This is a genomic window from Alteromonas sp. CyTr2 (genome assembly GCF_947311905.1).
GTDB lineage: Bacteria > Pseudomonadota > Gammaproteobacteria > Enterobacterales > Alteromonadaceae > Alteromonas > Alteromonas macleodii.
The window spans coordinates 50750-75392 of record NZ_CAMZMZ010000021.1 but is presented as its reverse complement, the minus strand read 5'-3'; the positions used below and the strand labels follow the sequence as shown (position 1 = coordinate 75392).

General features: G+C 45.0%; 19 protein-coding genes. 11 read left to right on the top strand and 8 right to left on the bottom strand.

Annotated features, from left to right (window positions below; genetic code table 11):
* The first annotated feature begins 263 nt into the window (after positions 1-263).
* The 7 genes from QME20_RS12410 (at position 264) to lysC (ending at position 9584) form a co-directional block, all read left to right on the top strand.
* A complete protein-coding gene (locus tag QME20_RS12410) occupies positions 264-1976 on the top strand; it encodes an ATP-binding protein (RefSeq protein ID WP_061094228.1) in 1713 nt (570 codons plus the stop codon).
* Positions 1977-2107: 131 nt separating this feature from the next.
* The gene (locus tag QME20_RS12405) at positions 2108-3289 is read left to right on the top strand and encodes an alpha/beta hydrolase-fold protein (protein WP_061094229.1); all 1182 of its coding nucleotides are present in this window, start codon (positions 2108-2110) and stop codon (positions 3287-3289) included.
* Positions 3290-3295: 6 nt separating this feature from the next.
* Complete coding sequence (locus tag QME20_RS12400) at positions 3296-3580, top strand: hypothetical protein (protein WP_061094230.1); 285 nt, start codon at positions 3296-3298, stop codon at positions 3578-3580.
* A gap of 145 nt (positions 3581-3725) precedes the next feature.
* Positions 3726-4679, top strand: coding sequence for a DNA ligase (locus tag QME20_RS12395; RefSeq protein ID WP_061094231.1), 954 nt, complete (start codon positions 3726-3728; stop codon positions 4677-4679).
* A 360-nt stretch (positions 4680-5039) separates the two neighbouring features.
* Entirely contained in the window at positions 5040-7652 is a 2613-nt protein-coding gene (acnB, locus tag QME20_RS12390) for a bifunctional aconitate hydratase 2/2-methylisocitrate dehydratase (RefSeq protein WP_281716004.1), read from the top strand.
* 72 nt (positions 7653-7724) lie between these two features.
* A complete protein-coding gene (locus QME20_RS12385) occupies positions 7725-8174 on the top strand; it encodes a DUF192 domain-containing protein (protein WP_014948302.1) in 450 nt (149 codons plus the stop codon).
* Between the two features lie 60 nt (positions 8175-8234).
* Positions 8235-9584: a lysine-sensitive aspartokinase 3 gene (gene lysC, locus QME20_RS12380; protein ID WP_281716003.1), complete on the top strand. Its 1350-nt coding sequence runs from the start codon at positions 8235-8237 to the stop codon at positions 9582-9584.
* Between the two features lie 64 nt (positions 9585-9648).
* On the opposite strand, the gene QME20_RS12375 is transcribed toward lysC, so the two are convergent.
* From QME20_RS12375 to lptD, 8 genes are all read right to left on the bottom strand, one after another.
* Positions 9649-10230, bottom strand: a complete 582-nt coding sequence (locus tag QME20_RS12375; RefSeq protein ID WP_049586126.1) for a heme-binding protein — start codon at positions 10228-10230, stop codon at positions 9649-9651.
* A gap of 228 nt (positions 10231-10458) precedes the next feature.
* Positions 10459-12483, bottom strand: coding sequence for a methyl-accepting chemotaxis protein (locus QME20_RS12370; RefSeq protein WP_281716002.1), 2025 nt, complete (start codon positions 12481-12483; stop codon positions 10459-10461).
* A gap of 282 nt (positions 12484-12765) precedes the next feature.
* Positions 12766-13593 (bottom strand): symmetrical bis(5'-nucleosyl)-tetraphosphatase, encoded by an 828-nt coding sequence (locus QME20_RS12365; protein ID WP_061439572.1) that lies wholly within the window; start codon positions 13591-13593, stop codon positions 12766-12768.
* A 7-nt stretch (positions 13594-13600) separates the two neighbouring features.
* The gene (gene apaG, locus QME20_RS12360) at positions 13601-13975 is read right to left on the bottom strand and encodes a Co2+/Mg2+ efflux protein ApaG (protein ID WP_014948307.1); all 375 of its coding nucleotides are present in this window, start codon (positions 13973-13975) and stop codon (positions 13601-13603) included.
* 7 nt (positions 13976-13982) lie between these two features.
* On the bottom strand, positions 13983-14810 hold the full coding sequence (gene rsmA, locus QME20_RS12355) for a 16S rRNA (adenine(1518)-N(6)/adenine(1519)-N(6))-dimethyltransferase RsmA (protein ID WP_014948308.1): 828 nt from the start codon (positions 14808-14810) through the stop codon (positions 13983-13985).
* The gene (gene pdxA / locus QME20_RS12350; RefSeq protein WP_014948309.1) at positions 14807-15793 is read right to left on the bottom strand and encodes a 4-hydroxythreonine-4-phosphate dehydrogenase PdxA; all 987 of its coding nucleotides are present in this window, start codon (positions 15791-15793) and stop codon (positions 14807-14809) included. The genes rsmA and pdxA overlap by 4 nt, the downstream gene beginning before the upstream one ends.
* Positions 15794-15806: 13 nt before the next feature.
* Positions 15807-17120 (bottom strand): peptidylprolyl isomerase SurA, encoded by a 1314-nt coding sequence (surA, locus tag QME20_RS12345; RefSeq protein ID WP_281716001.1) that lies wholly within the window; start codon positions 17118-17120, stop codon positions 15807-15809.
* A 29-nt stretch (positions 17121-17149) separates the two neighbouring features.
* The gene (lptD, locus tag QME20_RS12340; RefSeq protein WP_061094238.1) at positions 17150-19402 is read right to left on the bottom strand and encodes an LPS assembly protein LptD; all 2253 of its coding nucleotides are present in this window, start codon (positions 19400-19402) and stop codon (positions 17150-17152) included.
* A gap of 409 nt (positions 19403-19811) precedes the next feature.
* Here lptD and djlA point away from each other — a divergent pair, with 409 nt between their 5' ends.
* From djlA to recJ, 4 genes are all read left to right on the top strand, one after another.
* Positions 19812-20672, top strand: coding sequence for a co-chaperone DjlA (gene djlA / locus QME20_RS12335; RefSeq protein WP_014948312.1), 861 nt, complete (start codon positions 19812-19814; stop codon positions 20670-20672).
* A complete protein-coding gene (gene xerD, locus QME20_RS12330; protein WP_061094239.1) occupies positions 20673-21599 on the top strand; it encodes a site-specific tyrosine recombinase XerD in 927 nt (308 codons plus the stop codon).
* A 350-nt stretch (positions 21600-21949) separates the two neighbouring features.
* Complete coding sequence (dsbC, locus tag QME20_RS12325; RefSeq protein ID WP_196494333.1) at positions 21950-22672, top strand: bifunctional protein-disulfide isomerase/oxidoreductase DsbC; 723 nt, start codon at positions 21950-21952, stop codon at positions 22670-22672.
* A gap of 243 nt (positions 22673-22915) precedes the next feature.
* The gene (gene recJ / locus QME20_RS12320; protein WP_081099331.1) at positions 22916-24637 is read left to right on the top strand and encodes a single-stranded-DNA-specific exonuclease RecJ; all 1722 of its coding nucleotides are present in this window, start codon (positions 22916-22918) and stop codon (positions 24635-24637) included.
* Positions 24638-24643: the final 6 nt, after the last annotated feature.

The following is a 24643-nucleotide window of genomic DNA, read 5'->3' as shown; positions in this document are numbered from 1 at the left end:
GGCTGTCGCTTGTCGAATACGATTTACTATGCGACAGTGGAAAGCTGCACTCAAATGGTACAGCTCCATAGTTGACGCAGCCTGGGCCGGAGGCATATGAAATTAAATTCGTGGGGATCCCTCAGGGTCAGAGTACATTAGTACGGTAATAGAGCTAGTGGTAAACAGCTAGAAAAGTACTTTGACCCCATTATTTTTATGCAGAGTTGTTGTTTGGTACTTATACTGAGTTATTAGTCATTTAATAATACTTAGAAACCCTAATGCCAAAGCAGTACTCTACAAAGCCTGAATCATTTGGCGAAGTTACATCGGCATTGCAAAAAGCTGGCTTCAAAATTCTGCTGGTTTTTTCTTTACTCATCTTAGCGGTAATCGTCATAGCACAACCCCAAAATGTGTATGTGGCAGTATTTTTCGGCCTGTCTTGGTGTGCAATTTCGATAGCGGGAATTATCTTTTCTAACTACAAAGAACCTTTGGCGAAATTGTGGGCAATACTCACCATTCCCGTCGCGCCTTACCTTGTAATAAGCAATGGGCTCATGCCCGCAACCTTAGTTCCAATTGCTACTATTTTTCCCATTTTACTGCTTTCTAATGGTTGGCGAATAAGTGCAATGGTAGTACTCGCATGCTGTACTTTTCTTGTGCCGTTTTACGAAGGGGATTATGGCAAGGGCCTTTGGCTAAGGCTTTGTGTGACCAACCTTGTTGTGTCCCTTCTTATCTATGCTCTAGCGAGCCAATTAGAGAAAGCCCTTGTTGAGAGTAAAAACAAAACTCTCGAGCTAAACAGGGCGCTTGCGAGCGAAAAGCAAGCGTCGGCTGCACAATCACGATTCCTCGCCACTATGTCACACGAGATTCGCACGCCATTAAACGGTATTTTGGGACTGACCGATGTAGTGCTTTCTCATGATATTTCGGAAAGTGCACGGCCTAACCTCGAGAAGATTCAGCGTTCAGGACTCTCGCTAAACCGTATTTTGAACGACATATTAGATCTCTCCAAACTAAATGCGGGAAAACTTGCGCTGGAGATCATTCCCTTTGACCTAAAAAGTACTGCCAAAGATTGCGTGGCGTTCTATGCACAATTGGCGCAGAACAAAGGTATCTCACTGAGAATAGAAGTAGATAAAACACTAAATACTTGTGTTGTAGGGGACGCAACGCGCCTTTCTCAAGTGTTAAACAACCTAGTGAGCAACGCGATAAAGTTTACGCATCAGGGCAGTGTCACTTTAGGGCTATCGAAAGGTGAAGCGTCAAAGACCCATCAATTTGTCAGATTTTCAGTTAAGGATACGGGGGACGGGATTGATGCTTCTGAACAAGAGCGCGTATTCGATGCATTTACACAAGCCAACAGCAGCATTAATCGAATGCACGGGGGAACGGGACTTGGTTTACAGATAGTAAAAAGCTTGGTTGAAGCTATGGGCGGCACGGTTTATCTAAAAAGCGCGGTAGGTCAGGGGAGTGAATTTTATTTCGAGCTACCGTTTGAAATTGCAGATAGTGTAATTGGCGCTAAAGAACAGGAAAGCACACCGTCGTTCCCAAACCTTACTGTTTTGGTTGCAGAAGATAACGACATTAACCAGGTCGTAGCAAAATCATTGTTAGAAGACACAGGATTGAGAGTTGCGCTTGCTAATAACGGTAACGAAGCAGTAGAGATTGCACTAAAGCAGCATTTCGACCTTATATTGATGGACTTACACATGCCTGAAATGAACGGCTCTGAAGCCGCTTTAGCGTTGCGAAAAGCTAACATCACTATTCCTATTATCGCGTTCACTGCTGCGGTGGTTGCCGAAGAAATAGATAAAGCGTTAGCATCCGGGATGAATGGATATCTCACAAAACCAGTCAATAAAACGGAACTACACGCTGTGCTAACTAAATACTTGGGCGGAGAAATGTCTACAGAAAGTTCCTGTATTGCTAAAGGGGAATATACAGAGTAATGTGGCTATGAAATTGTCATTAATCCGAATAAACCCCTGTTATACAATAGATAATAATAAAAGTTCGCTTGGCCCAATCAAGTAAATAGTATTACTGCGAAAAGCAAAGCGTCTTATAAAAGGATTTAAGTTTGAAGTCACAAATACATATTATAATTGCCCTGCTATTTCTTGCTTTCACGAGCCTTCCGGCTAACAGCGAAACAGGCAGCGACAGCCAGCGATACGAATTGAAAGTAGAGAAACTCCAGTCTAAAGTGCTAAACGAGCAACGAGAAGTGGTTGTTCAGCTTCCAAAAGGCTACGCCGAAAACCCCGACAAGAAATACCCCGTTATTTATCGTCTAGATGGTGCGGGAAATCTTACTATGATGAATGCAGTGCTAGAATCGCTGCAATCTCAGAATGCTGCTCCGGAAGTCATCATAGTCGCCATTGAAAATACCGACCGACTTCGCGATTTATATCCCACGGCAAATGAAGATCCAAACGGGCCTGTAGGCTATGGCGGTGGCGGTGCAAACTTTCTTTCCTTTATAACCACTGAGCTTATGCCGATGGTAGAGAAGAAATATCGCGTGCATGACTTTCGAGTGATAGAGGGTGCATCAGCCGGAGGCGTATTCGCGTTGTACGCACTTACCCAGAAGCCTGAGCTTTTTAACGCCGCGCTGACTTACAGTGCTGCGGTGTGGTGGAACTATGGCGCATCTGCAAAAAGTACGGTTGCATTCTTAAAATCTGCCAATCAATTAGACCACTTCATTTACACGTCTATCGGCAATGAAGGCGCGCCCATGCGCCCGTATTATAACGATATGATTTCTGGAATGCGGGCAAATCAACCTGCCGGATTAAGATGGGAGAACGAAGCCTACGAGGGAGTTACCCACAATTTGGTCTCAGCTGCGTCAACTTTCAGCGCTTACCATCATTTGTTCTTATCAGCTTATTTAAGGCCACAGCAGTTCAGTGGAGATATTAAAAGTATTAAAGACTATTACGCCCGTGTTTCAAAGCAGCGAGGCGAGAAACTCGACGCGCCGGAATGGGTTATTCGCGAGTTAGGTTATCACTATGTGGGTGAACAAAACTACGACAAAGCCATCGCCTTGTTTAAATACGATATTGCTGAGTATCCTCAAACGCCTGACGCATATAATGGCTTAGCTTATGGTTATGAGCAGATGGGCGAGTACAAAAAAGCGCTGGAAAGCGTGAACCAAGCTTTAGCACTTTCCACGTCTGAGCACGATGGCCATCAGGTTTATGTTAATAGACAAAAACGCTTGCAGTCTTTATTGAAGGATTAAGTTATCTTGAACCATAAAAGCACAGTTAAACACGTAAACTGGATCGCCACTGCGGTTTGTATGGTCGGAATCACCTTGGGAACGAGCGGGTGCAGTACCGTCACGACGGGACAAACCGATCGCTGTATTGAGCAAGCTAATAACGCAGGTGTTCATGGGGTTTACACCGCCGACGAGCAGCTAAATGCTTGCTTGGAAACTTACAAACTGCGACGTGATAAAGAAAGAACGGCAGGTGAAGCGTTTGCTGAAGACGTGCTGATCTCAGTAATTGATATTATTACCGACTAGATCAGCTTCGATTAAGCGAAAAAACCTTCCTACGTACAGTTATAAAAGCAAAGAAGGCAGAGTAATTTACTCTGCCTTCTTTGTTTTTGCTTCTTTATTAAAAGCATAAAAGCAAGCAAAGGTTAACACGTTATAGGAAGAGCCGATGCGAAATTTTTTGACTGCTGTATATGTACTTTCAATCACCGCCATAGCTAACGTTAATGCTAATCACATGCTCGATACTGTCGAAGGGCTGCAGCTTGCTAAGCAATACGATCAAAGTCGCACTGATATCAACGTAGCTGACTATTGGGTTAGTGAGAAGCTAGACGGTATTCGCGCAAGATGGAACGGTACTGAATTACTTACCCGCAATGGGAACAAGATATTCGCGCCAACATGGTTCACCGCTAACTGGCCAGAAACCACTATTGACGGCGAACTTTGGATAGGAAGAGGGGAGTTTGAACGTACAGCTTCTATTGTGCTTTCAACGCTGACAAACATCGAGCTGCATTCTGTCGCTAACGCTTCATCTAGCACAGTGTCTTCAGCAGACACTATAGCCGCAGCAAATTCTCTATCTGCAAAACGCTGGGCTAAAGTTAGATTTATGGCCTTTGACATACCTATGATGGGTGAGCCCTTTGGTCGGCGACTCAACAGGCTTAACAGACTAAGTAAATCTACACCTAATCCAACGTTTGCAGTTATTCCTCAATTTAAGCTTACGTCTATTGCTTCACTTGATGAAAAGCTGGAGCAAGTAACCCAGGAAGGCGGAGAAGGGTTAATGCTTCATCATGAACAAGCGCTGTACACATCCGGGCGAAGTGACAAGTTACTCAAAGTAAAACGCTTTGAAGATGCAGAAGGGAAAGTACTGGCATTGCTTCCGGGAAAAGGACGATTTAAGGGAATGATGGGCTCGCTTCTTGTAGAAACGCGAGAAGGCATTCAATTTAAATTAGGAACGGGCTTTTCAGAAAATGAGCGCCAATCTCCGCCCGCTATCGGCAGCTGGGTAACCTTTAAGTACTACGGTTTAACGAAAAATGGAAAGCCAAAGTTTGCAAGCTTTCTTCGCACCAGACCTCAGACAGACTTGCCCAATTAACAATTATTTACTGCCAGTATAGTCACAATGAACTGCCTCTCACTTACTGTTGTTAATCGTTTACGGTTTGCTTCAATTGAGGAAGCATTGTGTACAGCTAACACCTTGTCTTTAAGTCATAAAGCCCTATAACTTTACTGCATGTTAATTGCTAAAATGACTTTGCTTATTTCTTTTTAATCGCTTTTGTCGTTTAAAAGTAATGGTATGAATAGCGATTATAAGTGAATTAAAAGGGCGCTAAATTTAAAAAATGAGCCCGTGAAGTTATACTGTTGATGATTTATTAAACACACCTTGCGTCAAGTGCGTACAAGACCGTTTACTCCCATTGCGCAAGCTAACTTAGAGGAAGAGACTGTGTTACAAGACTATCGCAATCACGTTGAAGAACGTGCCGCTCAAAATATTCCACCTAAACCGCTTAACGCTGAACAGGTAGCTGGCCTGGTTGATTTATTAAAGAACCCGCCAGCAGGCGAAGGGGAGTTTCTTTTAGAATTGCTGTCAGAACGTGTACCGCCTGGGGTTGATGAGGCAGCTTACGTTAAAGCTGGGTTTTTAAGTGCAATCGCAAAAGGTGAAGACAGTTGTGAGCTTATCTCTAAAGAGAAAGCCGTTGAACTGCTAGGAAATATGCACGGTGGCTACAACATTGCCACTTTAGTGGAGCTACTTGATGATAAAGCGCTTGCGCCGTTGGCAGCGAAAGAGCTGAAACATACTCTTTTAATGTTTGACGCTTATCACGATGTGGAAGAAAAGCACAAAGCGGGTAACGAGCATGCCACTGACATCATTAAATCTTGGGCTGAAGGTGAGTGGTTTACGTCGCGTAAGTTAATGGACGATAAAATCACTTACACCGTGTTTAAAGTAACAGGTGAAACTAACACTGATGATTTGTCGCCAGCCCCTGACGCATGGTCTCGCCCAGATATTCCTCTGCACGCCCTGGCAGCTTACAAGATGCCCCGCGAAGGTTTAGAGCCAGAAGAGCCAGGTGTTAAAGGCCCAATGGCGCAAATAGAAGAAGTCAAAAGTAAGGGGTATCCCGTAGCGTTTGTCGGTGATGTAGTTGGAACCGGCTCGTCACGCAAGTCGGCAACTAACTCTGTATTGTGGTTCTTTGGTGAAGACTTACCGGGTGTGCCTAATAAGCGTGGCGGCGGTGTGTGCATTGGTTCAAAAGTTGCGCCTATCTTCTTTAACACAATGGAAGACGCCGGTGCGTTGGTGTTTGAAGCCGATGTGGAAAAAATGAACATGGGTGATGTGATAGACATCTATCCGTTTGAAGGCAAAATCACCAACCATGAAACCGGTGAACTTCTCGCTGAATACAGCTATAAGTCGAAAGTGATTCTGGATGAAGTGCGCGCAGGTGGACGTATCAATCTGATTATTGGTCGTGGCCTTACCGAGAAGGCGCGTGAGACACTAGGTTTAGGCCCAACGGACTTATTTCGTACGCCTGAACAGCCAAAAGACAGTGGAGCGGGTTTCTCGCTAGCGCAGAAAATGGTGGGTAAGGCGTGCGGTGTTGACGGTATTCGCCCAGGCACCTACTGCGAACCTAAAATGACTACCGTGGGTTCACAAGATACTACAGGCCCTATGACTCGCGATGAGCTCAAAGATCTAGCCTGTCTTGGCTTTACTGCCGATTTAACCATGCAGTCATTCTGTCACACCGCCGCTTACCCAAAGCCGGTGGATATAGAAACGCAGCACACGCTACCTGATTTTATAATGAACCGCGGTGGCGTATCGCTGCGTCCTGGTGACGGCATTATACACAGCTGGTTAAACCGCATGCTGCTGCCTGACACAGTAGGCACGGGTGGTGACTCGCATACTCGTTTCCCCTTAGGTATTTCATTCCCTGCAGGTTCAGGCTTGGTCGCGTTCGCTGCGGCTACCGGCGTTATGCCGCTAGATATGCCCGAGTCGGTATTGGTGCGATTTAAGGGTGAAATGCAGCCGGGCATTACGCTACGCGACCTAGTACACGCCATTCCGCTGTACGCCATTAAACAAGGCCTATTAACGGTCGAGAAAAAAGGCAAGATCAACGCCTTCTCTGGCCGTATTTTAGAAATCGAAGGGCTAGAGAACTTAACCGTAGAACAGGCGTTCGAGCTTTCTGACGCATCGGCGGAGCGTTCAGCAGCCGGTTGTACTATCAACTTATCTGAAGCGTCGATTGCTGAATACCTGCGTTCAAACATTACCATGCTACGCTGGATGATTAACGAAGGTTATGGCGATCCACGTACCTTAGAGCGTCGCGCGCAAAAAATGGAAGAATGGTTAGCTAACCCTGAATTGATGCGCGCCGATGCAGACGCTGAATACGCCGAGGTTATCGAAATCGATCTTAACGAAATTAAAGAGCCTATTGTGTGCTGCCCTAATGATCCTGACGATGCGAAAACCTTATCTGACGTTGCAGGTGATAAGGTAGACGAGGTCTTCATTGGTTCATGTATGACAAACATTGGTCACTTCCGCGCAGCGGGTAAGCTACTTGAGCAATACAACAAAACACTGCCCACCCGTTTATGGATGTCACCACCGACTAAGATGGACAAAGCTCAATTAATGGAAGAGGGCTATTACAACATTTATGGTCGTGTAGGTGTGCGTACGGAAATGCCGGGCTGCTCACTATGTATGGGTAACCAAGCAAGGGTGGATGCGGGCACAACCGTGCTTTCAACATCTACTCGAAACTTCCCTAACCGCTTGGGCGATGGGGCGAATGTTTATTTGACCTCAGCCGAGCTTGCTGCTGTGGGTGCCATTGTTGGGCGCATCCCAACTGCACAAGAGTACATGGAATACGCCAGCAAAATTAACGCAATGTCGGGTGAAGTATTCCGCTACTTGAACTTCGACAAAATGCCTAGCTTTAAAAAGGCTGAGGAAGAAGCAAAAGCGCGCATTATTCCAACATTGAATGTTGCTTAAAATAGTGTATAAACTACAAAGCCGGTGACCGTTAAGGTGACCGGCTTTTTTTATGGCGAAAAGGAATGTCTAATGGGGAAATCTTTCTTTATTGTTGCTGCACTTGTATTAACCTTAGGGTGTGCAAAAGCGCAGGTTGACCCTGTATCGTCGCTGAATTCAGTGGACTTTGAATCCATTACGCTGGAGATTGGCGGCAAGCACTATGAAGTTGAGTATGCCAAAACCTTTGAACAACGCGCACAGGGCCTTATGTTTCGCAAAGCCTTGTGTGAAGACTGCGGTATGTTTTTTAAGTTTTCTAGCCCAAAGTTTGCGGGCATGTGGATGAAAAATACCTTTGTTCCTCTAGACGTAGCATTTATCGACAGAAAAGGCGTAATAACGGATATAAAACCTCTCACTCCTCATAGTTTGGAGTCGGTCGGATCATCGAAAGAGGTACTTTACGCGTTGGAAATGAACCAAGGGTGGTTTGCCGAGAATAATATTAAAGTAGGCGACCAAATAACGATTGATTAACCGCGCAAAACGCGTGGTGGCTGCTAGCGAAATGCTAGTTTTATTCTGGAGTTAAATATAGTGACAAATGCCTTATCGATAGCTAAGTTCGGTGGAACTAGCGTTGCGAATTACGAAGTAATGCAAAACTGCGCCCGAATTGTTGCCGGTAATGACAAAACGCGCATTGTGGTAGTGAGCGCTGCGGCAGGTGTAACCAATCACCTGGTAAGCTTAGCGCACACACCTATGACGCAACAGCAAATTGAAGAGACCTGTCAGGCCATTATCAATATTGAGCTTGCCATTCTTAACAAGTTGAAAGATAAAGACGCGGTTGAGCCAAAACTCAACGACTTGTTAGATGAAATGCGAAGCTTAGCGTTTCATGAAGAAATCCTTCACCGTGATGATTTAAAAGATCAGCTGCTTTCAATGGGTGAGCGGATGTCATCGCTGATGTTCTCTTCAGTGCTTGCAGAGCTGGGCGTAAAAACCATGAACTTTGACGTACGTAAGGTGTTACGTACGGACAGTGAGTTTGGAGAAGGTGCGCCGCAAATCGAAGAAATCGAAAAGCTGTCTAAACAATTGCTGGCACCTGAAATTAAAGACGCGATAGTGGTTACTCAAGGCTTTGTTGGTGCTGATGAGGAAGGCCGTACTACAACGCTAGGTCGTGGTGGTTCTGATTTTACGGCGGCGCTACTTGCTGAAGCGCTTGATGCCGAATCGTGTGAGATTTGGACTGACGTAACAGGGGTGTACACAACTGACCCGCGCATCACGCCAGCTGCTCATCCGTTACCTGAACTCAGCTTTGAAGAAGCGGCGGAAATGGCCACCTTTGGTGCCAAGGTACTACATCCTGCCACTATGGAGCCTGCACTTCGCAAGGACATTAAGGTGTTTGTAGGCTCTAGTAAGGAGCCAGAAAAGGGCGGTACATGGATTGTGCGTGATTGTGAGCACGAACCACCGTACCGTGCTATTACTCGCCGTAAAGAGCAAGTAATGGTGACAGTGAAAACACCGAAGATGATGTACGCGCAAGGTTTCCTACAGCAGGTATTTGCCATCATCGCCAAGCACAAGCTAAGTGTTGATTTGGTTACCACGTCAGAAATCTCGGTATCTTTTACCCTTGATAACCCTGCAAACTCTGTGGCTCAGCGACTAAACAAAGAAACCATTGCTGAACTTGAAACTATCTGTGATGTGAAAGTAGAAAAAGGTTACGACCTTGTCACGGTTGTAGGTAACAACATGCAAACCGCTGTTGGTGTTTCTAGCAAGATTTTAGCTGCGGTTTCAGATTTCAACCTGCGTATGATTTGCTTTGGCGCCAACCCGCACAACCTATCGTTCTTGGTTAACGAGACCGACAGTGACGACGTGGTTCGCAAGCTTCACACGGCGTTATTTGAATAAGCACCTACTGTGCTGAATGACCCCAAAAAACGGTCGCCTTAAAAGCGGCCGTTTTTATTTCACATCAGTTTGTAGATGATTTCAAAATGTCGACCGGTACAATGATTTCGTGACGTTTATTCCACGGTAAGGTAAAAGGCGAGTCGTAGCCCATATAGCTAGGTTCACCATCAAGCTCAATATTATTGTCTCTAAGGGCTTTAAGCAGTTTATTCGTATACTGCTTCTTATCGCTGTCCTTGTTGAAACCTGAATAACGAATAGCGGCTACCGTTCTCGCTGGCACAGTAACCAGCGATACATCTTTGTGCGTTGGCATTGGAGCGCTTTTAATGTCATATTTGCTGGGCAAGAAAAACATCATTGTTTCTGAAGATGAGACTTCGACAGGAGAGGTCATTGCAATTTCTTGAGAGTGCTTTCCAACTTCTACGGGGGACGTCATTGACACATTGCTACTGGATGTATTCTCACCAGAGATATAATTAAAGAGTAGCTGAAATGCTCCGTTATCTTCATTCCCACTAGACATTACGCCTAACGCTTCATTGTAATGCCTCACTTCAATATCTTCATCAAGGGTCTCGATAATGGAATAGGGAAGGGTTTCTGTATCTTTATAATATGATGGCTCAGCCTGGATCATTGTTGACACCAATAAAGTAGTAATGAAAAGAGGCAAGCGAAAACGGGAAAATATCATTCTTTTTTTAGTGGTTTGTTACGAATAGTCTTTATACGAATTAAAGCCGATTAATGCTCAGTTAAACGGTTCTAAAGTAACTATCTATGCATTCCTAAAGTGTGCCAGATTAATTGTTAGACACAAAAAAGGGGCTAAAAGCCCCTTCTTAAAACAGGTTTGTAAAAAGCGTTACACTTTAAACTGTCTGATAGACTGTTGTAACTCTTCAGCAAGTCGAGCCACTTCATGGCTAGACTCAGACGTTTGCTGTGCTCCAGCTGTCGTCTCTTCAGCGATACCCACAATAGTTTCAAGCTTTTCGCTGATCTCTTGTGATACCGTATTCTGTTCACGGGCAGACTGCTCAATTTGAGAGCTCACGTCATGGGCTTTGTGAACGGCGTCAGAGATGATATCCAATGCCTGTGTAGCCTTTTCAGTTTGTGCCACACACGCCGCAGTTTGCTCTTTACCTTGATTCATCACCGATACCGCTTTTTCAGCACCCGCTTGAAGCACTTCAATCATTGCGTTGATTTCTTGTGTCGATTCTTGAGTTCGGCTGGCGAGGGTTCTTACTTCATCAGCAACAACCGCAAAGCCTCGACCTTGTTCACCAGCACGCGCTGCCTCAATAGCAGCATTCAAGGCAAGCAGGTTGGTTTGATCTGCAACACCACGGATAACGTCTAAGATGCCACCAATGCTTGCACTGTCTTGATGAAGCTTATTGATAACGTCTGCCGCTTCCTGAACGTCACGAGATAAGATCTCAATGGTGTCCTTATTCTCTAGTGAGATTTGGCGCACGTTCTCAGCCTCAGCATCCGCATGACGAATTTGACTTAGCGTATCTTCAGCGTTTTGCACAACCAGCTGCGACGTAGAGTGCATTTCTGTGGTTGCTGTTGCTACTTGGCCAATTTGTGATTTCTGATCCTGAATTGAATGCGTCGTTTGCGCCGTTACTGCAGACGTTTGTTCCGATGCGGCTGCCAGCTGTTCAGCACGAACGTTAATGGCCGTAATGAGCTCCTTCAGGTTTCCAATAAGCGTATTGCAGTTTCGGGCTAAAAGACCAAATTCGTCTTGCGCCGAATCGTCTAAGCGGTGAGTAAGGTCACCCGATGAAGCTACCGTCAGAAGTTCATTTACACGATAAAGCGGACGTGTGATTGCACGTACTGTCGCGAAACCGATAATTGCAGCAACGGCGATAGAAATTAGTACCACGACAATAACAACGGTATTACCCGTTGTAATCGCGCCATTAACCTGACTTTCTACATGTGTCGCTTTCTTATCTGCAAGGTTGAGCAGGTTTTCTAGAGCGACAACCGCTTGCGCGATATTTGAGTCTGAAGCGTTAAGCGCTTTTTCAGCATCATTTCTACGCTCTAGACGATCAACATGAAGTTGAACCACGCCATCGTTAGCTTTAATCGCATTGATTGCGTTGTTAACCAAGTCATTAATGTCATCAAGAGTACCAGAATCATCGCGGCCGCCCGCAGTTTGCATCATGTCGCTTAATTGCGTGACCACTTTCTCGACAACCAAATCAACTTCGTTGCCTAGTGTCTGCGAACGAACCAGTGTCTCTGTTTTAATGTATTCGTATGAAACCGTTAGCAAAGAAAGCAGCGACGTCTCAAGTTGGCCGCCGATTTCTGCCGCACGTCGTAGGTTAGAATCGCGCTGAACAGCGTCTAAGTCTGAGAAGTCTAGAAGGTAGGTGGATGCATCGTCTGCGTTGTCTTCGGCGTCACCCAGTCTGTCTTGAATTGTGTTGCGTATATCAAGGTACATTTGGTGATTGTTGTACATCGCTTCAACATTGGTGATATACGCTTCATATGATTCGCGTACAGTATTCAGCGTGCTCTTTAGTTCAGGCTCGTTATTAACGGCCTGCGCCAGTTTCTTATATTCACTCTCAAAGGTATCTTTGGCAGAGTTAAAAGACGCTCGCTTGTCTTTTAAGCCATTTAGATTTTCTTCGATGTAGCTTTCGAAGGTAAGTCGGCCCATATTGAGAAAGCTGGCTTTAAGTGCATTGCTGCCTGCTACGGTGGGTAATGCAACGTCATTTACTTCTTCCGTTGCTGAGCCTATTGAGTTGAGGTTATAAAGTGAAACAACACTGATGACGATCAGAAGTGCGCTAATCGCTACAAATCCCCCGATTACGCGTGTGGCTACCGTTATTTTCATCGGAACTCCTGGATGAGTGTTTTTTATTTTTATCCCTAACGATATTACCCGTCTCAGCAAACAAAATATAGCGATTAAGAAAGCTAGTTTGCTCAATTACTGAGTAGATAATGAGACATTATCGTTACTATCGTAATTAAGTGTATCGGCTACAATAACTTAATGTTTACTTTATTTAGTACTTACGTGTAGAAAGTTTAACTGGTAATACCAGTTGGTGCGTAAAATTATACACGTAAACAAGCGCGAATTGGATAATTGCGGAGCCAGTAAACTCTGGTTTTAGGCAGAAACACTCACAAGCGAAGCGGAGTTCAGGTTTAGCAAAGTCATGCTTTGCCCCCAAACATAGCCTGTATCTAAGCCGATAAATTGATGACTGTTCGTTTGGCCCGACAGAGCTGCCCAATGCCCAAATACCACTCGTTGATCGTCACCGAGCTTTTTATTCTCTACTTCAAACCATGGTTTTAACGTGCTACTGGTGCTGTGGGATACTGCGCTGGGATGAGATTTGTTATCAAAATCGAGTGTACCATCGGTATGAACAAAACGCATGCGCGTACACGCATTTACAATAAAACGCAGTCGCTCATCACCCTTAAGTTTATCTGACCAGTTGTTGGGTTTATTACCATACATTTCTGAAAGAAAAGCAGCGTAGTTGTCGGATTTTAGAATGTTGCTAACTTCGTCACTAAGTGAAACGCACTCATCGATAGACCATTTAGGATAGAGTCCAGCATGCACCATTACTGATTGCTCGTCTAACTTCATTGCCAACGGGAACTGACGCAACCAGTCAATAAGTTCGGTCAAGTCTGAAGCATTAAGTAGAGGCTCTAATTTGTCGGATTTTTTTGCTTTGCGGATGCCGTTTACAACGGCAAGTAAGTGAAGGTCGTGGTTTCCTAAAACACTGCTAAACTGGCTGCCGAGAGACTTTAAAAAGCGCAATGTGCTCAAAGAATCTTCTCCTCGAGCAACTAAATCACCTACTGCGAGTAGCGTATCGTTTTCTTCGTCGAATTTTACTTTATCTAACGCGCGACGAAGACCATCGTAACAGCCTTGTATATCACCAATGACGTACGTGTTACCTTGCGACATAGAAACCTTAATGAAGAATACTTGGAATGGCTAATCGGAAAACGTCGATAGGAACGCGAAAACGCTCGCCGCTCTCTAATTCCATTACATAGTAGCCTTCCATATTCCCAACCGGTGTGTCAATGACAGCGCCACTGGTATAGTCAAAATGCTCGCCCGCTTTCATGATAGGTTGCTTGCCTACAACCCCATCACCTTCAACTTCTGATGTCTTGCCATTTGCATCGGTAATTTTCCAGTAGCGACTGAGTAGTTGCACCGTATGGTCGCTATTGTTCTCAATCGTAATGTGGTACGCGAAGGCAAATTGCTTTGAATCTGACGGAAGGTGGTCGGGAAGGTGACGGGTTTTCACCCGCACCTTAATATCAAGTACATCCATAGAGAACTTACTGCTCTTGTTGGTGCTCTTTTGCCGACACAGCGTTTGCTATTGTGGCAAAATCGTTAAGTGATAATACTTCTGCGCGAGAGGTAGGATCGATACCTAGCTCACGGATCTCCTCTTCACTTAAACTGTCTTTCAGCGAGTTGCGAATGGTTTTTCGGCGCTGGTTGAACGCTTGTGCACAGACGCGCTCAAGCGTATTTACAGACTCAACGTCTACTGGCGGAGCCTGATGCGGCACTAGCTTCACTACTGCAGAATCAACCTTCGGGGGTGGCTTAAAGGCACCTGGCGGAACATTGAGTACCGGAATGACGTGGCAGTAATACTGCGCCATAACGGAAAGCCTGCCGTAATTCTTAGAACCTGGTCCTGCTGCCAAGCGGTTTACCACTTCTTTTTGAAGCATAAAATGCATATCTTCTATGCAGTGAGCATGATCAAAAAGGTGAAACATTAGTGGTGTCGAAATGTTGTAGGGCAAGTTACCAAATACGCGAAGCTTTTTGTCTTTGACTGGCATTTCTTTAGAAAGGGCGCCAAAGTCCATGGTCATTGCATCTTGTTCAATAACCGTTAGCTTATTGCCGTTAAATGGATGGTGTCTCAATCGCTTAGCAAGATCTCTGTCTAGCTCAATGACTGTGAGTGCATCTACTTCTTCACAAACAGGATCTGTTAATGCGCCTAAACCGGGTCCAATTTCTACCAGGTTTTGTTCATTTTTTGGCGCGATGGCCGCAACAATCTTACCTATCACGTAATCATCGTGAAGGAAGTTTTGTCCGAATCGCTTTCTGGCCGTATGGCCTAAGTGTGTTTTACTCATTGTTGATGATGTGCAAGCTCGATGGCTTTTTCCAATGCTTTTCTGAAACTACCGGCGTCGGCTTCACCTGTTCCTGCTAAGTCTAATGCAGTACCGTGATCTACCGATGTACGAACGAAAGGTAACCCTAGCGTGATATTCACTGAAGCCCCAAAACCCTTATATTTTAGCACGGGTAAGCCTTGGTCGTGATACATAGCCAGCACTACGTCAGCATTTTCCAGATATTTGGGTTGAAATATGGTGTCTGCAGGTAGAGGGCCTGTGATCTTTAAGCCTTCTTCTCTTAGTTCGTTAAGCGCCGGAATGATGGTATGAATTTCTTCAGTGCCAATGTGACCATCTTCACCCGCGTGAGGGTTCAAGCCACACACATAAATGTGAGGTTCTTTAACGCCAAACTTCAATTTAAGGTCGGTGTTGATGATATGAATGACCTTATGAAGACGCTCTCGGGTGATAGCTTTCGCTACATACTCAAGGGGAATATGCGTGGTGGCAAGCGCTACATTAAGACCTTCAGTTGCCAGAAGCATAACCACATCAATGGTATTGGACTGATACGCAAAAAACTCAGTATGACCGCTGAATGATACCCCTGCTTTGTTGATAATGCCTTTGTGTACGGGGCCGGTAACGACGGCGTCGAAGTCGCCATCCATATTTGCCTGACACGCCTGGCGCAGAGTTTCTACTACGTATAACCCGTTTTCGCTATCAAGCTCGCCTGGCGTAACGTCAACGGATTTATCTATTTGCTTTATAAACAACGAACCCGCATCTTGAATTTGCGGGTTAGTGGCATCGTAATCGATTAGCGTTAATGGCAGCCCCAAGGCGCTTGCTCGTGCTTTGAGCATTTCGCCATCGGCAAACACGACAAGCTGAGCTTGCCATGTTTCCTGGGCCAGTTTTATGATCAAATCTGGCCCGATACCTGCCGGTTCTCCCGGCGTTATTGCTATTTTAATTGGTGTACTCATGAATAACTTATTGTTACGAGTCGACAACTTCTACGTAAGCGGCATCACGCATCTCACGTAACCAGTTCTCGGTTTCCTCTGAAAATTTACGGTTGAAGATAAGCTGGTAAGCTTTATCTTCTTTGCGCTTATCGGTAGCGTCATCAATACGACGTTCAATAAGCTGAATTAAATGCCAGCCGTGCACGGTACGAACAGGTTCACTAAATTCTCCAGGCTCAAGCTGTGCAAGTGCGTCTTTAAACTCAGGCACGTAATTATTTGGATCCGACCAGCCAAGCTCGCCACCGCGAAGGGCTGAACCAGGATCTTCTGAATGCTCTTTAGCTAGCACTGCAAAATCAGCTTCACCATTTTTCACCTCTTCCTTGAAGCGGTTTAGCATGGCTTTAGCTTTGTCTTCGCTAAGAATGATTGACGGCTTAACAAGAATGTGGCGAGAGTTTACTTCTTCCACCGTGACTTTCTCAATACCGCGCGTATCTAATACTTTTAGGATATGAAAGCCTGCACCGCTTCGAATAGGACCAACAAGAGCATCTTTGTCTTTGTTTTGAATAGCTTCAGCAAAAAGCGTCGGCATGGCGTTAATGTTAAGCCAGCCCATGTCACCGCCTTCGAGCGCTTCGTTACCTGATGATGACGCAATGGCGATTTTAGCAAAATCAGATCCTGACTCTAATAGTGAAATGACTTTGTCTGCACGCTCACGTGCCGATTGAATATCTTCATCTGTAGGCTCTGGCGGGAAACCAATAAGAATGTGACCTAAGCGATATTCAGCTTGAGTAGCGCCTTGCTGTTCCATCAGGTCAATCAAGGTTTCAATTTCTTGAGGTGTAATATAAACACGGCGACGTACGTTAGCACGGCGAACTTCACCCATGATAACTTCTTCGCGAATGTCTTCGCGGTAATCATCGTATGCAATACCTTCTGCCGCTAATTGGGCACGAAGTTCTTCAATCGTTGCATTTTGATTCGCTGCAATGTTGCTAATGGTCTGCTCTAGCTGTGGGTCGCTAATGCGAATACCCATACGCTCTGCCATTTGAAGCTGGAGGCTCTTAGTGATTAAACGCTCAATTGCCTGTGTACGAAGCGCACGATCTGACGGTAGCTGTTGATTATTAGCTTCTGCGTTGCGTTTAACGTCTTGTATTAGCGCATCGATTTCACTTTCAAGTATTACGCCTTGGTCAACAATTACAGCCACGCGGTCAAGCATGACCTCTTGCGCAACACTGTTAAACGAGAGTAGGGCACCTAACATCAATGCACGGATAATGAACTTCATACACACTCTTTTATTATTGGTTGATTGCATTTAAGCGCTGTAAAGCGCTCAACTGCGGGTTAATTTAAACTATAAGGCTGACGATAGCCAAACATACCGTCTTGAAGCATGCTTCTTTGGGTACCAGATGACCCGATGCCTTTGAAAATAAATTGTAGCGATATTCCAGAATCAAAATCGTCTGTTGTCTGCTCGCCGCTAGCATTGTAACGGTTGTTCAGGCTGCGCTGTGCAACTAATCGCACCGCCCAACAGCATGATTCATACTGGATACCTGCATAGGTTTCTACACTTCTATTGCGTTCAAGATCTCGGTAAGTACGGCCAACCCACTGCCAATTTTCAGATATAGGCCAGCTTGCCGAAATACCAATTTGATCTATGGTTTCACCACTGAGATCGCGAACATAGCGATGACTTAATTGAATAAAGCGCGAATCATCTTTGCGGTATTCAATACCCACACTGCTTAAGTCAACTTTGTCTGTGTCAGTGGTCACTTGCACATCAGAATGGAAGAACCAGTTTTTATTAAAGCGCCAATCCACTTCAGCGGCAAGCGCTGAACGATCTTGATTCTTGGTTGCCGCAATGACTTTGTTATCTTCAAGGTAGAATATCTGACCCACACTAAGAACAAATTGTTCCCGATTGTTTTTATCCAACATGCGTGTAGTCGCGCCAAGGGTGATTTGGTTGTTATCGCTTATTCTATCAAGGCCAGTAAACTCCTGACCTCTAAACAACCCTTCAACGTCGGTTAACAGCGGCGTTGAGTCATAGAATCCAATCGCAGTTTGGTCTTCATACGATGTATAAAGATATTGAATCTTTGGCTCTAAAGTCATCGACATATCGTTGCTGAACCACGATGTATCTCTTTCAAAGTATAATGCGCCATAAAGGCGAGCTTGTCCTAATGTGCGTTCAACATCTTCTTTTAAGTCGGTTCCTTCAACATTGTCTTGTTGATAGACCGTTTGAAAAAGCGTAGTTTCTGCGACAAGTTCACCCCATGCTGCGCGAAGCGGCACCGCTAAAGTAGGTGCAACGTGAAAACGAGTAGCCGTTGGAGCGGTATCGAGAGTATTGTCAAAGTGTGCGACTTCTGAGTCTAGGTTGAACTCTAAATATTCACCTATCGCTTTGTTGTAGTTGACTTTTATCTCGGGTACGGCGCGATAACTATCTGCAGTATTACCCAGTACTTCAAAATCTTTTATCTGCATATTTACGGATAGATTCTGCGAGTAGTAACTTAATCCAACGCTACGATATAGGTGGGTGTCAGCGCGACCATAATAATCTGAACCAAGATCTACTAAATAGTTGTCGTCACTTAATCCGTTGAAATCAACGTTTAGTAGCCAGTTGTCAGCTATAAGCCCTTGATGTTCCAAGCGATAAAAATATCGGTCAGGGTTCCCACTAATATCTGAGTCGCTCGGCAAGTACTCCACGTATGCTTTGCCTTGGCTACGCTCCGTTAGATAACGGAACTCAGTATTCAGCTGAAGACCGCGAAGAGTCATCAATCGCGGTGAGATAGTCATGTCATAGTTGGGGGCAATATTCCAGTAAAAGGGCTGCGTATAGTCGACGCCCGTTCTGCTTGAACTGGTTAACTCTGGAAACAATAGGCCCGTTTGGCGCTCGTTGCTAACAGGGAACGCAAAATACGGTAAATAAAACACTGGAACATCGGCAATGTAGAAGCGTGTGTGTTTGGCTTGGCCCCATACGGTCCCTTTTTCCAAACTAATTTCACTGGCGCGTATTAACCAGTCTTCATCGCCTTCAGGACACGTAGTGAAGCTAACTTCTTTGAGCACAATTCCCGTATCTGTATCTAATACAATATCTTTTGCGGCTCCCTGACCCACAAAACCCGTCAACTGATAGCGGGTATTTTGCATTTCTAAGCGCTCTTCTTCAGAGCGAAGGGTCACAGCATCACTTTCTACTTTTAACTGCGAGTCTTGATACGTTACGTCGCCTTTCGCAATAAGGTCTCTGCCACTTCCGTTAATCTGTGCTTGAGATGCACTAATTACCGCAGTATCTGACGTGATATCAACATTACCAGAAAACAGCGCTACGGTATCTTGGATAATTTCAGTACGGTTAGCTTCAACTTTAACGTGGCCTTTGGGCATTAATGCCTGGCTACTGAAAGTAACAGGTTCGACTGAGCAGAATGCAAGAGGGGCTGCATCTGACGTTGGTTTAGAATTTGAAGCTGTCGTTTCCTGTGCAAACGCGACTGTAGGCAAAAGAGTCGCGGAAACAAGCATGGCGCAGGTGTTTTTCATGCGTTAATGGGCGGCCTGTTTTGTTGTATGTTGCTTTTAAACCCAAGTAAGACGACGTCCGTCTCGGTTAGTTCGACATAACGTTTAAAAAAACAGTGATAATGCACATTACTTCTTGGCAAAGAGTTAATGTAGCTTTCACTCGCTATTACTATTCATATAAGCGCTCAATTCTAAGCACTTCTGTCGTAATTACCAACCATTCAGACAAAAAAATGCACTTTTATATGCACAACACATCAAAGACGGAGGCAATTAGTGGCAGTAAGCTTGATTTCAAGCTGCACAAGCCCTAGTTAATTAACTTATGTATTTGATATGATGATTAATGGTATAACGCCTCTGCACGGCGTGATTTCACTACAGTAACATCAACTTTCTAAACAGTGCACCAACGGAGTATGACGCGATGTCAATTTGGGGAAAAATCCTCGGCGCCTTGTTCGGCTTTATGTTTCTTAAAATACCTGGGGCGATCTTAGGGCTGTTAGTCGGGCACTTTTTTGATAAAGCCTATCGCCAAGACTTCAATCAGCTAGGTGGCTTTGGGCGCTTTTTTACCGATCAGGACAATCTGAAGCAGCAAGCTATTTTCTTTCATAGTTTGTTTAGTGCGTTAGGCCATCTTGCTAAGTCTGACGGCAAAGTAACGGACAGAGAAATTCAAATCGCCACAGCATTAATGGACGAGATGCGTTTAACTGGGGATGCCCGTCGTGAAGCTCAGGATGCATTTAGAGAAGGCAAAGCGCGAGACTTTCCTTTAGTCGATACGTTGAAAGGTTTTTACGACGCCAGCCACGGTAGACGGGATATTCTTCAAGTATTCTTAGAGATTCTTATTCAAGCCGCTTTCGCCGACGGTCAGCTTTCACAGGAAGAATACAACGTACTTGAAAAAGTAGCGAAGCCACTAGGCTTTAGGCGTCGTGATTTAGATTATCTAATTTCAATGTATGAAGCTGAAATACGCTTTAGGCAGCGGTCTAACTCTGGCTCAGGACAACGCACTCATTCAGGTCAACGTCAGCACAGCCAATCAGCCTATTCAGAACAGCAAAGTTTAGATGATGCCTATCACATATTAGGTGTGGCGGCATCCGACGATGAAAAGACAATAAAGCGTGCCTACAGGAAGCGCATGTCTGAGCATCACCCCGATAAGCTGGTGTCTAAAGGGCTACCTGAACAGGCAATGGAAATTGCGAAAAAGAAAGCGCAAGATATTCAATCAGCCTACGAGCTGATTAAGCAAAAGCGTGGCTTTTAGATGGCAAAAACTCAACGTGAGTTAACTTATGTGCCTGCAGCGAGTCAGGCGCATATCGATGGTTTTATCGAGATGCTTTGGCTTGAGAAAGGACTGTCTGATCATACTCAGCAGAGCTATCGCACCGACCTTACTAAGCTTGCTATCTTCAGCAACAATCAAGGCGTAAAAGATATCGCTGTGCTGACCACTGAGCAGCTTCAGGATTATTTAGCCTATCGACACGACAAGGGGCTGTCCACACGCAGCACCCAACGTGCGCTTAGCGCTATCCGGGCGTTTTTCGTATTCCTAATTAGTAAGCAGGTACGTGTAGACAGCCCAGTTTCAGCGCTGTCTAATCCGAAAACACCCAAAGCTTTGCCTTCTTCACTCAGTGAGCAACAAGTTGAAGATTTGCTAAATGCCCCCCTTACCGACGACCCTATTGAATGTCGGGACAAGAGCATGCTTGAAGTGCTTTACGCGACCGGCCTTCGTGTAAGTGAGCTTATTGGGTTAACAATGGATCAAATAAGCCTTCAGCAAGGCGTAGTTAGGGTTGTGGGTAAAGGGAATAAAGAGCGCTTAGTGCCCCTTGGTGAAGATGCAATAGAATGGCTACTGACCTATATTAAAACAGCAAGACCGATACTCGCCAGTAAAGCTTCTGATATGGTTTTTCTAAGCAAGCGTGGACAGAAAATGACGCGCCAAACATTTTGGCATCGCATTAAATACTATGCGGTGAAAGCGGGAATTGAGCAGCACCTTTCTCCCCACACGTTGCGTCATGCCTTTGCGACACACCTTTTGAATCACGGTGCTGATTTGCGTGTTGTACAAATGCTGTTGGGGCACAGCGATTTGTCAACGACTCAAATATACACCCATGTAGCAACAGAGCGACTTCAAACTTTAATCCACAGTCATCACCCACGTGGCTAAATATTCAAATAAAGAATGCTATAAATTGGGGGCTGTATACGACGAGGCTCAGTGACGACGTATATAAAATAAAAAGGTCTATGGTAGGATACGAGCCATGCAAAACGTTTAGAACATACATTTTCCGTTAGTGCTGTAACGCGAGTGAGTTTAAATGTTGACGTTAAATGTACTGAGGTTAAAAGAAAATTAGCGTTTAACGTGCAATTTTTTGCTAAGTTTTACGGTCTGAACGTTATGAATGTAAAAATTTTTAGCAATTGCTTTAAATGGAAAGATACCGATTCAAGCAGTTGCATGTTAAGCCAGTAAGTACAAGCGAACTTAAATGGCAAAATGGAGAGTATTTAGTGAAAGCAGTAAAGAAAGTATTGTTAGCCAGTGTAGTTGCGGCGGGATCATTACTGGGTCTTAGCGCGCAGGCAGCTGACGAAGCCGCTATCCGCAACAAGTTATCGTCAATGTTAGGGTTGGATGTAGAAACCATTGCCGACTCTCCAGTATCTGGCTTGGTCCAAGTATCAACAAACCGCGGTTTGTTTTACGTAAGTGAAAACGGGCAGTATCTGCTTCAGGCCCGTGTTTTCAACATTGATGAAGAGATGCGTAACGAAACAGAACTGGCACTTTCTGGGCTGCGCAAAGAGGGCGTAAAAGAGATGGAATCATCGTCTATTACGTTTAAGGCCAAGAACGAAAAGCATGAAATAAGCGTATTTACTGATATTACGTGTGGCTATTGCCGTAAATTTCACAACGAGATTGATGAACTCAACGATGCGGGCATCACCGTACACTACCTTGCGTTTCCACGTTCTGGGTTAAACAGTGAAAACTACAACGATATGGTGTCGGTGTGGTGTGCGAAAGATCCGCAAAAAGCGTTAACTAAAGCTAAAGCGGGTAACGACGTAGCTAGCGCAAGCTGTAAAAATAAAGTGGCAGAGCAGTACATGTTAGGTCAAAAATTAGGCGTGAATGGCACGCCAAATATCGTACTGCCAGACGGTTCATTGATTCCTGGTTATCAGCCAGCTGCGTTGCTTGCTAAAGCATTGGAGGAAGCTGAATAGCGATTCAGTCCTTAACCTTAAATATGATAAAAACGCACGCTTTGTGCGTTTTTTTGTTTTCTGCGGTATTATTCGTCCTCATATTTTCTAGCGTTTTTTCGTACAGTTTTGCTTTGCAGCTCACACGGGCGTTTACTTGGAATCTGCACTAATTATCAAGTGTCCCGACTCCAGTCTTTTTAATTAAAGCCTATTTGAACTGGCATCGACAACTGCATTTACAGTTTTGGTTAGTGGTATTTCATGATTTTGCCTATTGTTCGCCGTGAGGTTACCGGCGCCTCGCTTAGTTCCGACTTACATCCTGTTATCGATAGAATTTATCGCGGTCGTAATATTGCGAATTTAGATGACTTGGAGAATGGTCTAAAAGGACTAACCCATTTCAATGTCTTGAAGGGCATGCCGCAGGCCGCGCAAATTCTCGCTGATGCTGTTGTACAAAATAAACGTATTATTATTGTGGGCGATTTTGATGCCGACGGAGCAACCAGTACATCGGTATGCATATTGGCGCTTCGAGCCATGGGCTATCACAACGTTGATTTTCTTGTACCTAACCGCTTTGACTTCGGTTACGGACTTAGCGTGCCTATTGTGGATGAAGCTGCCAAACAGGGGGCAGAGGTTATTGTCACAGTGGACAATGGCATTTCCTGTATTGACGGTGTAACCCATGCAAAGTCGTTGGGAATGCAGGTTGTTGTTACCGATCACCATTTGCCAGGCGATGTTCTACCTCCTGCTGATGCGATAGTAAATCCTAACCAACCTGGCTGTGAATTCCCTTCTAAAAATTTGGCTGGGGTTGGCGTTGCCTTTTACATCATGCTAGCACTTAAAGCCGAGTTACAGCAGCAAGGGCATTTTGAAAAAGCGGGAGTAGCGCCACCAAATCTAGCGTCGCTACTTGATATTGTTGCGGTTGGCACCGTGGCCGATGTAGTAGTGCTTGATAAAAACAACCGAATTTTAGTTCATCAAGGCCTTCAGCGGATTCGGGCAGGTAAGTGTCGACCTGGCATTAAAGCATTGGTCGAAGTAGCGAATCGCGATTGCGCTCACTTAACCTCAACTGACTTAGGCTTTGTGGTTGGGCCAAGGCTTAATGCCGCGGGTCGATTAGACGATATGTCCCAAGGCATTGCGTGCTTATTAGAAGATGAAACCATTCAAGCGCGAATGATCGCTGCGGAACTCGATGCGCTTAATAAAGAACGCCGTGAGATTGAGACCGGCATGAAAGCACAAGCGGAAACCGTACTAGAGCAAATGGCGCTGAATGAAGGCGATATGCCAAGCGCACTGGTGGTTTATCGCGAAGACTTTCACCAAGGGGTTATTGGTATTGTAGCAGGGCGTTTGAAAGAGAAGTACCTTAAGCCTGTTATCGCTTTTGCCCATCAAGACGACGAGATCATTAAAGGTTCTGCACGCTCAATTCCTGGCGTGCACATTCGCGATGTACTTGATGAAGTTAATACGCGCTACCCTGGCGTTATCGAAAAATTTGGCGGGCACGCCATGGCCGCTGGATTAAGCTTGCCCGTAGCTAAGCTTCAAGACTTCGAGCGTGCTTTTGTTAATATTGCGCGTGCGCATATGGCAAAGCTTGATGGTAATCATGCCTTATTTTCCGACGGTGACTTGTCGTCGGAAGAGCTGTGTTTACCCTTTGCGCATTTATTACGTCAAGCAGGTCCGTTTGGTCAGGGCTTTGAATCACCGCTATTCGATGGTGAATTTGCACTACTTGACCAGCGCTTAGTTGGCCAAAAGCACCTAAAAATGGTGTTAAAAAGTGACGGTGCTAACGAGGTCGATGCTATTGCGTTTAACGTTGATTTAAAATCATGGCCGAATGCCATGGTCAAACGCGTGCATATTGCCTATCGGCTCGATATCAACGTATTTCGCGGTCAGGAAACCGTGCAACTTATTGTAGAGCAAATAGAAGCGCGTTAGCAGGAG

Bases quoted from the DNA above. Each gene is read 5' to 3' on its own strand.
- QME20_RS12410 (WP_061094228.1), top strand. From the start codon at position 264: ATGCCAAAGCAGTACTCTACAAAGCCTGAATCATTTGGCGAAGTTACA.
- QME20_RS12395 (WP_061094231.1), top strand. From the start codon at position 3,726: ATGCGAAATTTTTTGACTGCTGTATATGTACTTTCAATCACCGCCATA.
- QME20_RS12385 (WP_014948302.1), top strand. From the start codon at position 7,725: ATGGGGAAATCTTTCTTTATTGTTGCTGCACTTGTATTAACCTTAGGG.
- QME20_RS12375 (WP_049586126.1), bottom strand. From the start codon at position 10,230: ATGATCCAGGCTGAGCCATCATATTATAAAGATACAGAAACCCTTCCC.
- QME20_RS12370 (WP_281716002.1), bottom strand. From the start codon at position 12,483: ATGAAAATAACGGTAGCCACACGCGTAATCGGGGGATTTGTAGCGATT.
- QME20_RS12365 (WP_061439572.1), bottom strand. From the start codon at position 13,593: ATGTCGCAAGGTAACACGTACGTCATTGGTGATATACAAGGCTGTTAC.
- apaG (WP_014948307.1), bottom strand. From the start codon at position 13,975: ATGGATGTACTTGATATTAAGGTGCGGGTGAAAACCCGTCACCTTCCC.
- rsmA (WP_014948308.1), bottom strand. From the start codon at position 14,810: ATGAGTAAAACACACTTAGGCCATACGGCCAGAAAGCGATTCGGACAA.
- pdxA (WP_014948309.1), bottom strand. From the start codon at position 15,793: ATGAGTACACCAATTAAAATAGCAATAACGCCGGGAGAACCGGCAGGT.
- surA (WP_281716001.1), bottom strand. From the start codon at position 17,120: ATGCAATCAACCAATAATAAAAGAGTGTGTATGAAGTTCATTATCCGT.
- lptD (WP_061094238.1), bottom strand. From the start codon at position 19,402: ATGAAAAACACCTGCGCCATGCTTGTTTCCGCGACTCTTTTGCCTACA.
- djlA (WP_014948312.1), top strand. From the start codon at position 19,812: ATGTCAATTTGGGGAAAAATCCTCGGCGCCTTGTTCGGCTTTATGTTT.
- xerD (WP_061094239.1), top strand. From the start codon at position 20,673: ATGGCAAAAACTCAACGTGAGTTAACTTATGTGCCTGCAGCGAGTCAG.
- recJ (WP_081099331.1), top strand. From the start codon at position 22,916: ATGATTTTGCCTATTGTTCGCCGTGAGGTTACCGGCGCCTCGCTTAGT.